The sequence below is a fragment of the Micropruina sp. genome (assembly GCF_047606365.1).
Taxonomy (GTDB): domain Bacteria; phylum Actinomycetota; class Actinomycetes; order Propionibacteriales; family Propionibacteriaceae; genus Micropruina.
This window is the reverse complement of record NZ_JASGEN010000041.1, coordinates 1-9,376: the sequence shown is the minus strand read 5'-3', so window position 1 is coordinate 9,376 and position 9,376 is coordinate 1. Positions and strand designations below refer to the sequence as shown.

Genomic DNA, 9,376 nt, shown 5'->3' with positions numbered 1-9,376 from the left:
GTCCGGGAGCGGGACGCCGCGACGCCGCAGGTCGGGCGCCTTGTCGCCGCGGATGGCGACCACGGCCTCTTCGACCGCCGGGCCGGGCTCGAGCGGCCGGGTCAGTTCGGTCAGGTCCATGTTCTCGGGCAGTTCGTAGGCGCCGGGCTTGCCGATGGTGCGCGGGGCATCCTCGAGGCGGGCCAGCTTGAACAGCCGCGCAGCACCCCGGGTGCGGTCGAAGCCGGCGAGATACCAGGAGCCGCGGCGGTAGGTGAGCACCCACGGCTCCACCTCGCGCCGGACGCCGCGATAGCCGAAGCCGACCACCGTCCGGGTGATCGTGGCTTGCCAGAGCGGTTCGAACGCCGGCTCCTTGGCGCCGATGCTGGGGCTGACGCCGGGCAGCCGGGAGGCGTCCGGGTCGATGCCGGCGGCGCGCAGCTTGGCCAGCGCGCTGACCGTCTGCTCGGCCAGGGTGGCGGTGCCCCACACCTGGCTGGCCAGGCCGAGTGCGGTGGCTTCGGCGGCGGTGAAGTCGATCGGCGGCAGCTCGAAGTCCTGGCGGCGGATCCGGTAGCCGATGTCGTCGGGGAAGAGCGAGGAGTTGCTGCCGGTCTCGACCGGGACGCCCATCGCCCGCAGATCGTCCTTGTCGCGTTCGAAGGTGCGCTCGAACGCGGCGTCCGACAGGCCGGCGTAGCCTTCGACGACCTCGCGGATGTGGTTCTTGTCCAGGAAGCGCCGGGCCATCAGCAGGCAGATGGCGAGGTTCATGATGCGCTCGGACTTGCGTGGCGCCATCGGACCTCCCGCCCTGCCTCGAGGATGTGCCTGCCGGGTGAGGCTACCAACTGGCTACCGGCCCGATGCGGGAGAATCGCGGCATGGCCGGCCGGTTCGCACCCTCCCCCACCTCAGACCTGCATCTGGGCAATCTGCGGACGGCGCTGCTCGCCTGGCTGTTCGCCCGCGGATCGGGCCGGAGCTTCCTGTTGCGCATCGAGGATCTCGACACCCAGCGGGTCACCGCCGCACCCGAAGTGGCGGCGCGGCAGCTCGCCGACCTGACCGCGATCGGGCTGGACTTCGACGGTGAACCGGTCTGGCAATCGCAGCGTTTGGCGAGCTATGCGCGAGCCGTCGACCGGCTGGACAGCTACGAGTGCTTCTGCACCCGTCGCGAGATCGCCGAGGCCGCGTCCGCACCGCACGCCGACGGCTATCGCCCCTACCCCGGCACCTGCCGCGACCTGAGCGAGGGCGAACGCGCTCAACGCCGCCGGACGCGTCCACCGGCCATTCGGGTGCGCGCGGACGGCGCGACACAGACGGTCACCGATCGGTGGGCGGGCGAGGTCACCGGCGTCGTCGACGATTTCGTGGTGGTCCGCAACGACCGAGTGCCCGCCTACAACCTGGCGGTGGTGGTCGACGACATCGCCCAGGGCGTCGATCAGGTGGTGCGGGGCGATGATCTTCTGTCGAGTTCGCCCCGGCAGGCCTGGCTCACCCGGCAGCTCGGCGGGATCGTTCCCGAGTACGCGCATGTGCCGCTGGCGGTCAATACCGACGGACGGCGGCTCGCCAAGCGCGACGGCGCCGTCACCCTGGCAGATCTGGCTTCGGCCGGTATGACTACCGCGCAGGTGCTCACCCGGCTGGCGCGCTCCTTGGAGTTGGCCGACGCGGACGAACCGATCACCCCGGAGCAGCTATTGATCCGTTTCAATCCGGACGCCCTGCCCCGAACTCCCTGGGTGGTGACATAGCCCGACCCACCGCTGGTTGAGCTTGTCGAAACCAGGTCAGCAAGGGTCTCGACAAGCTCGACCACCGGTGAGCGGGTCACTCGAGACCCAAGCCCGGGACGACCAACGGTGAACTCGTCATCCCGGCGGACGCCGGGATCTCGGGCACAGTTCGACCCGACGGAGATCCCGGGGCAAGCCCGGGATGACGTCAGAGGCCGAGATCAGCCCTTGCCGGCGTAGAGGATGTCGACGACGTAGACCACGGTGTCGCCGGCTTCCACGGGCGGGTTGTTGCTGCCCTTGGGGTAGCCGTCCGCGGGCGGCAGCACCAGCAGTACCCGCTGGCCGACCTTCTTGCCGACCAGGCCCTTCTGCCAGCCCGGAATGGTGCTGGAGAGCAGCCCACCGTCGACACCGGACATCTTGTCCTCGATGACCTTGCCGGTCTTCCATGAGACGCCGAGGTAGTGCACGGCGATGACGTCCTTGGCGCCGACCTTGCGGCCGGTGCCCGTGGTCAGCGGCTGGGCGACCATCTTCGTCGGCGGATCCGCCTTCGGGATGGTGATGGCCACCTTGCCGTCCTTGTCGGTCACCGCCGGCAGTCCGGACGGCGGCGTGACCGGCTTCCCGGTGGGCCCGGTGAGCACGGTGTCGACGACGTCCACGACGAAGATCAGCGAGTCCCCCACCTTGATGTCGACCTGGGCGCTACCACCCGACGGGTCGTAGCCGTCCGAGCCGGGCATGGCGATCAGCAGCCGCGAGCCGACCTTCTGGCCTTCGACGCCCTTCTTGAAACCGGCCACCAGCTGGTCCAGCGACATCATGGTCGCGTCCTTGCCGAAGTTGGTGTCGAACACCTTGCCGGTGCGGCCGTTGACGCCCATGTAGTGCACCCACACGTACGAGGGGTTCACCACCGGGCCCTTGCCCTGGGTCAGCACCTTGGTCTGGGTCTTGTCGATGGCCCACGGCGCCTTCACCTTCACGGTCGGCTTCTTGCTGCCGAACTTCTCCGGCGTCACCGTGATGCCGTTCAGGTTGGTGGACGGCTTGATCGTCGCCGTCGGGGACGCGCTCGGCGACGGCGAAGCCGAGGTGGACGCCGACGGGGTCGCCTCCGAGGGCGACGCGGACGGGTTCGCGGACTGCCCGCAGGCGGTGACGGTCAGCAGGGCGGCAGCGCAGAGGGCGACGGCTGCGGTCTTGGCGGAGGCGAAAGGCACCCCCCGACTGTAGTCGACCCGAGCACCGCCAGCAGATCATCGACCGCCTGGTCGGCAACGGCCAGCGGATCGGGCAACCTCACCTCGCGGTCGGCTTGCTCACTGCTGCCGTCCGTCAGGTCGTGCGCGGTGAACTGGGTCCAATTCACGCTGTACCGGACGCCGCCTGCCCGGGCGGCGGCGATCAGCCGTCCGCGCAACATCGCTCGGGTTTCGGACGGCGGCTGCTCGGTCGCCCGCTCGACGGCGGCCGGGTCGGTCACTCGCGCAGCGGCGTCGCGGGATTCGAGCAGCCGGAACAGTCCCCGCGGGGTGCCGTCGTCGTCGCGGGTGATTTCGTGGAAGGCCAGGTCGACCTGGGCCAGCCGCCGGTCGTCCCAGCCGATACCGCGGGTGTCGGCGTAGCGGCGCAGCAGTGACCGTTTGGTGATCCATTCGACCTCGCCGTCCAGCTCGTCCTCGCGTCCGGCCTCCAGCAGATCGAGCACCCGCCCCCACTGGGCGGCGACCGGCGACAAACCAGCCACCGCCAGGTATTCGCGCTGCACATCGAGCGCGCTGATGGTCTGCCCGGACGCCAACCGCAGCACCGCCCGCGGATCGTGGGCCACCGCCCGCAGTGAGCCGGCCACATCGGCCAATGCCAGGTCGGGCAATGCCGGCCCGGACCCGGTGGCTGCTGCTTCGAGGGCGTCCAGCACGCCGAGCAGCGACCCGACCTTCAGCGCCGCGGACGGCTCGGAGAGGTTCGAGTCGCCCGAGATGACATGCAGCCGGCGGAACCGGGCGGGGTCGGCCAGCGGCTCGTCGCGGGTGTTGATCAGCGGTCTGGTCCGGGTGGTCAGCGAGGACAGTTCGTCGTGCAGCACCTCGGCCCGCTGGCTGATCGCGAAGCCGTCCGGGCGCCAGCGACCGGAACCGCACAGCACCTGCCGGGTGACCAGGAAGGGGGTCAGCGCCGCCGCCAGCCCCGGCAGATCGAGACCCCGGCCGATGCAGTAGTTCTCGTGGCAGCCGTAGGAGTTGCCGTGCGCGTCGACGTTGTTCTTCAGCAGCCGGAACCGCACCGGCTGCCCGGACGCCGCACCCTCGGCCTCGGCGCGCTGCGCCAGCCGCACCAGCAGCTCGTCGCCGGCCCGCTCGTGCACCAACAGGTCGTCCAGGCTCGCGCATTCGGCGGTCGCGTACTCGGGATGCGAGCCGACGTCGAGGTACAGCCGTCCCCCGTTGGGCAGGAAGACGTTCGAACTGGCATGTTCCCGCTCCAGCGGTGTGAACAGCCGCTGGGCCGCCTCTCCCCCGCTCAGCCGGACGCCGCGGGCGCCGTCCGGGGTGCGGGCAGACAGCCCGTACTCGGTCTCAACCCCGACGATCCGCGGCATGGGTCACAGCCCGGCCAGATCCATCAGCGCGCCCAACTCCTCCGAGGTCAGGTCGCGCAGTTCGCCGACCTTGAGCCGGCCCAGCTTGACCGGTCCCACCGCGATGCGGGTGAGCCGCCGGACCGGATGGTTGACCGCGTCGAACATCCGCCGGACGATCCGGTTGCGGCCCTCGTGCAGCACCACCTGGACGATGCTGCGGGTGCCGCCGCGCTGGATCAGTTTCACCTCATCGGCGCGCACCGGACCGTCGTCGAGCTTGATGCCGCGACTCAGCTTGCGCAGCGTGACGTTCTCAATCACGCCCTCGATCTCGGCGACGTAGGTCTTGCTGATCTCATGCGACGGATGCATCATCCGCTGGGCGAAATCGCCGTCGTTGGTGATCAGCAGCAGCCCCTCGGTCGGCGTGTCCAGCCGGCCGACGTGGAACAGGCCCTCCTTCGAGCGGCGTCCCAGGTAGTCGGTGATGGTAGTGCGGCCCTGCGGGTCGTCCATCGTCGACACCACACCGCGCGGCTTGTGGAAGACCAGATAGAGGTGCCGGCGCGGCGGCGGGATGCGCGCGCCGTCCACCCGGATCACGTCGGTCAGCGGATCGACCCGGACACCCTGCTCGTCGATCGTCCGGCCGTTCACCTGCACCAGGCCGTCCTCGATCAGCTCTTCGCAGTGCCGGCGGGAACCCAATCCTGCCGCGGCCAGCACCTTCTGCAGCCGGATGCCCTCGGTCATCGGGTGCTCTCCTCATCGTCTTCTTCGTTGGTTGGGCCACCACTGGTTGAGCTTGTCGAAACCTCATCGTCCTGGGTCTCAGCAAGCTCGACCGACGATGCGGCTCGTAGCTCGGCCTCCAGCAGCGCGGCGTCGGGCAGTAGTGGTGCGATCGGCGGCAGGTCGTCCAGGCTGGCCAGCCCGAGCCGCTCCAGGAACTGCCCGGTGGTGCCGAACAGCATCGCCCCGGTCTCGGAGTCGCGATCGACTTCCTGGACCAGGTCGCGGGTGACCAGGGTGCGCAGCACGCCGTCCACGTTCACGCCGCGCACCGCGGAGACGCGTCCCCGCGAGATCGGCTGCAGGTAGGCGACCACGGCCAGGGTTTCCAGGGCGGCCTGCGACAGCCGTGCCTGCTGGCCCTCGACCAGCCAGGCGCCGATCAGGTCGGCGTGCTCGGCCCGCGTCCAGTAGCGCCAACCACCGCCCACATTGCGCAGTTCGAAGCCGCGTCCGGTCTCGTCGTAGAACCGGACCAACCAGCCCAACGCCTCTTCGACCACAGCCACCGGCGCCCGGACGGCCTGCGCCAGTTCCGTGGTCGGCATCGGCTCGGTGGCCATCAGCAGCAGCGCCTCGAGCGGCCCGGTCAGGTCGGCGGCGTCCGGAACGGCGTCTTCCAGGCCCGGGAGGAACCCGACGTCGGACGGCTCAGTCATCAGCGCCCTCCTGGGTGTCCTCGGTGTCGAATTCGGCGGAGATCTCAACGGCGTCCGCGTCGCCGGCGACCCACCGTACTCGCAGCTCCCCCAGCGGCGTGAGCTGTTCGAAAGAAACGGCGCGTTCCCGGAACAACTCCAGCAGTGCCAGGAACCGGGCGACCACGACCAACCGTTCGCCGGCGTCCGCGGTCAGCTCGCGGAAGCTCAACGATCCGCGCTCGCGCAGCACCGACACCACGATCTCGGCCTGCTCGCGCACGCTGACCTTGGCCTGGTGCAGGTGGCTCAGCGAGACCTGCTCGGCCTCGGGCGGGGTGAACGCCCGGGCGGCCAGCCAGGCCAGCTGGTCGGCGGTCGCGGTGAACTTCAGCTCGGGCAGCAGCGCTTTGAACTGGTCCTCCAGACCGCCCGGACGCGCGAACCGCCGACCTTCGGTGGCCAGGGTGGTCGCGATCCAGCGGCTGACCTCCTTGAACGCCCGGTATTGCAACAGCCGGGCGAACAGCAGGTCGCGGGCCTCGAGCAGCGCGAGGTCTTCGGCGTCCTCCACCTCGCCCTGCGGCAGCAGCCGGGCCGCCTTCAGGTCCAGCAGGGTCGCGGCGACCACGATGAACTGGCTGATCTGCTCAAGATCCCAGCTGCCCGGTCCGCGCTGCTGCTGGCCCTGTTTGACGTAGGCGATGAACTCGTCGGTGACGATCGACAGGGCCACCTCGGTGATGTCCAGCCGATGCCGCGAGATCAGCTGCAGCAGCAGGTCGAAGGGGCCCTCGAAGTTGCCCAGGTGGACGGTGAAGCCGGGGACGGCGTCCGGGGTGGTGAGCGTCACGACAGGTCGAGCTGGCGAATCAGGTCGGAGTCGTCGCCATTGAGTTCGAGGTCGGCGACCGCCAGCGCCACCGCGGCCCGGACGATCCGGCCCCGGTCGACGGCGATGCCGTGCCGGGCGCGCAACGTGAGCCGGGCCTGCTCCAGAGCGAGCAGTTCCTCGGCACTGACGTAGACGGTGATCTTCTCGTCGTGCTTGACCCGGCCGGACGGGCGCCGTCCGGGCTGGACGACCGGTTCGGTGGCGCGGAAGAGTTCCTGGGCGCCGGGCAGCGTTACGCGCCGGGGCATCGCTGCAGCACCTCCCGCGCCAGCATCCGGTAGGCCTCGGCGCCCGGGGAGTTGGTGGCGTAGGTGGTGATCGGCTCGCCGGCGACGGTGGTCTCGGGGAACTTGATCGTCCGCCGGATGACGGTGTGGAACACCTTGTCACCGAAGGCTTGGACGACCCGCTCGAGCACCTCGCGGGAATGCACGGTGCGGGCGTCGTACATGGTGCCGAGAATGCCGAGGATCTCCAGCTCGGGGTTGAGCCGGTCCTGCACCTTGCCGATGGTGTCGTTGAGCAGGGCCAGGCCGCGCAGCGCGAAGAACTCGCATTCCAGCGGCATGATCACCCGATCGGACGCGGTCAGCGCGTTGACGGTCAGCAGGCCGAGCGAGGGCGCGCAGTCGATCAGGATGATGTCGTACTCGCCACGCACCTGGGCGAGCACCCGCTTCAGGGTCTGCTCGCGGGCCACTTCGGAGACCAGCTGCACCTCGGCGGCGGACAGGTCGATGTTGGCCGGCAGGATGTCCAGGCCCTCGACGACCGAGTCGGTGATGATCTCGTGCACGTCATGGTCGCGGGTGAGCAGCAGGTTGTAGATGCTGGTTTCCAGCGTGTGCGGGTTGATGCCCAGGCCGACCGACAGAGAGCCCTGCGGATCGAAATCGACCAGCAGCACCCGGCGTCCGGTCTCGGCGAGCGCGGCACCCAGATTGATCGTCGTGGTGGTCTTGCCGACGCCGCCCTTCTGGTTGCACATCGCCACGATCAGCGCGCGCCGGTTGCCCTGCGCGGGCGGGGTCGGTTCGGGCAGATCCGGCCACGGTCGTCCGGTCGGCCCCAAGGTGGGTCCCTGGTCGGGGACGGGGGCGGACGCGGCCTCGAACAGGGCCGGGTTCTCTGTGCTGGTGTCGGTCACGGAGCCTCCAAGTGTCGACAAAGAGGCTAATGCCTCTCGCGGGGTCGTGGACACGGCACGCCGCCCTCCACCCGTCCCACTCGACTCCATGGGTCAGCCTCGCGCGTTCCCCCCCGAACCCATTGAGTCCGCGCCTCACCGTCGGTCGAGCTTGTCGAGACCTCGCACCCCGCCGCTCGGCGTTCGCCGTGACGATGCGCGATCCACACACAACCTCGACCCTTTCCCAGCGGCCGGATAACCGTGAGACCAATCCTCCGAACCGCTTGCCTTTAGTTATCCACAGATGTGTCGTCAATGCTTGCCACAAGGATTATATAGTCTATAATCGTACACATGAACGCGACGTTGTTGATCCCTGCAGCCGAGCGGCTGCGGCGCGCGTCCGCGGCCCGTGTTCAAGCTGAAATCGATGAAGCGGTCGCGATCGCCGACCTCGCCGCCGAACACTCCTGGACCGCCGAATCCGAGTACGACATGGTCGGTACCCGGCTGATCCGGATCGGCGCCGACGGCACCCGACTGGTCAACGAGTTCCTCGCATTGGAAGTGGCCGCGTTGAAATCCATGTCGGTCACCGCAGCCACCTGGCTGATCCGCGACATCATCAACCTCAAGGCTCGACACCCCATGCTGTGGGCCAAAACCCTCGACGGCACCATCCCCGTCTTCCGCGCCCGCGCACTGGCCGACGAAGTCGCCAGCCACGACCTGACCTTCGAAGAAGCCCGCGAACTTGACGCGCAACTGCGACCCAAAATCGGTGCCGTGTCATGGCGGCGACTCCTACACCTCGTCCGCGGCCTGATCGCCCAAATCGCGCCAGCCAAAGCCGAAGCTGCCACCACCAAGGCCCGAGAAGACCGCTACGTCCGGCTCTTCCCCACCGACGACACCAGCATCAACCAACTCGCCGGCCGCATCGACACCGCCGACAGCATCTTCCTCGACGCCATGATCGACCGCATCGCCGACATCCTCGCCAGCCAAGGCGACACCAACTCGAAAGACCACCGACGAGCCACAGCAATCGGCATCCTCGCCACCCCCGCCCTCATGCTCGCCGAAGCAGCCGGCCACACCAACGGTGACCTGAAAGCCGACGACCCACGACTACTGCCCGTGGCCCGGTTCTACATCCACCTCTCCGAAGAAGCCGTCATGACCGGACGCGGCACCTGCCGCGTCGAAGGCATCGGCCCACTCACCGTCACCATGCTCAAACATTTGGTCGGGCACTGCCGGATCAAAGCCACCCCAGTCATCCGGCCCTACGACACCTACGGCGTCGACCAATACGAAATCCCCGCCAGCCTCCGCGAACGCATCATGCTGCGCGACAGCATCGAAATCTTCCCCCACTCGACACGCACCGCCCGCACCTGCCAACTGGACCACACCATCCCCTACACAAAAGACGGCCCACCCCGGCAAACCCGAGCCGCGAACCTGTGAGGTTGACCCCGTAGCCCGGACACCGTCTTGGCGGGTTCCCTTGTCAGGGACCGCTGGAGAGGATGTCCCTGATGGGATCGACGAAGAAGCGGAAGAGCTATACCCCGGAGTATCGGCGTGAGG

Annotated in this window: 10 protein-coding genes; 2 read left to right on the top strand and 8 right to left on the bottom strand. The window is 68.7% G+C overall.

What is annotated here, in order from left to right:
* Nucleotides 1-783: helix-turn-helix transcriptional regulator (locus QM624_RS05695; protein WP_415089643.1), on the bottom strand; the 783-nt coding region annotated here is incomplete at its 3' end.
* Between the two features lie 83 nt (nucleotides 784-866).
* On the opposite strand from QM624_RS05695, the gene gluQRS reads away from it, so the two are divergent.
* Nucleotides 867-1,751 carry a tRNA glutamyl-Q(34) synthetase GluQRS gene (gene gluQRS, locus QM624_RS05690; protein WP_415089641.1) on the top strand — a complete coding sequence of 295 codons (885 nt, stop codon included), beginning with the start codon at nucleotides 867-869 and terminating at the stop codon, nucleotides 1,749-1,751.
* 203 nt (nucleotides 1,752-1,954) lie between these two features.
* On the opposite strand, the gene QM624_RS05685 is transcribed toward gluQRS, so the two are convergent.
* From QM624_RS05685 to QM624_RS05655, 7 genes are read right to left on the bottom strand one after another with little or no spacing between them, the layout of a single operon-like run.
* Nucleotides 1,955-2,962, bottom strand: a complete 1,008-nt coding sequence (locus tag QM624_RS05685) for an FKBP-type peptidyl-prolyl cis-trans isomerase (RefSeq protein WP_415089639.1) — start codon at nucleotides 2,960-2,962, stop codon at nucleotides 1,955-1,957.
* Nucleotides 2,905-4,344 carry a proteasome accessory factor PafA2 family protein gene (locus tag QM624_RS05680; protein ID WP_415089637.1) on the bottom strand — a complete coding sequence of 480 codons (1,440 nt, stop codon included), beginning with the start codon at nucleotides 4,342-4,344 and terminating at the stop codon, nucleotides 2,905-2,907. Before QM624_RS05680 ends, QM624_RS05685 begins: the two co-directional genes overlap by 58 nt.
* Nucleotides 4,345-4,347: 3 nt before the next feature.
* Nucleotides 4,348-5,079: a pseudouridine synthase gene (locus QM624_RS05675; RefSeq protein ID WP_415089635.1), complete on the bottom strand. Its 732-nt coding sequence runs from the start codon at nucleotides 5,077-5,079 to the stop codon at nucleotides 4,348-4,350.
* The gene (gene scpB, locus QM624_RS05670) at nucleotides 5,076-5,777 is read right to left on the bottom strand and encodes an SMC-Scp complex subunit ScpB (RefSeq protein ID WP_415089633.1); all 702 of its coding nucleotides are present in this window, start codon (nucleotides 5,775-5,777) and stop codon (nucleotides 5,076-5,078) included. The genes QM624_RS05675 and scpB overlap by 4 nt, the downstream gene beginning before the upstream one ends.
* Nucleotides 5,770-6,609, bottom strand: a complete 840-nt coding sequence (locus QM624_RS05665; protein ID WP_415089631.1) for a segregation and condensation protein A — start codon at nucleotides 6,607-6,609, stop codon at nucleotides 5,770-5,772. The genes scpB and QM624_RS05665 overlap by 8 nt, the downstream gene beginning before the upstream one ends.
* The gene (locus tag QM624_RS05660; protein WP_298132298.1) at nucleotides 6,606-6,899 is read right to left on the bottom strand and encodes a hypothetical protein; all 294 of its coding nucleotides are present in this window, start codon (nucleotides 6,897-6,899) and stop codon (nucleotides 6,606-6,608) included. The genes QM624_RS05665 and QM624_RS05660 overlap by 4 nt, the downstream gene beginning before the upstream one ends.
* Nucleotides 6,884-7,768, bottom strand: coding sequence for a ParA family protein (locus QM624_RS05655; RefSeq protein ID WP_415089645.1), 885 nt, complete (start codon nucleotides 7,766-7,768; stop codon nucleotides 6,884-6,886). The genes QM624_RS05660 and QM624_RS05655 overlap by 16 nt, the downstream gene beginning before the upstream one ends.
* A 366-nt stretch (nucleotides 7,769-8,134) precedes the next feature.
* Here QM624_RS05655 and QM624_RS05650 point away from each other — a divergent pair, with 366 nt between their 5' ends.
* Nucleotides 8,135-9,253, top strand: a complete 1,119-nt coding sequence (locus QM624_RS05650; RefSeq protein ID WP_415089629.1) for a hypothetical protein — start codon at nucleotides 8,135-8,137, stop codon at nucleotides 9,251-9,253.
* The last annotated feature ends 123 nt before the right edge of the window (nucleotides 9,254-9,376 follow it).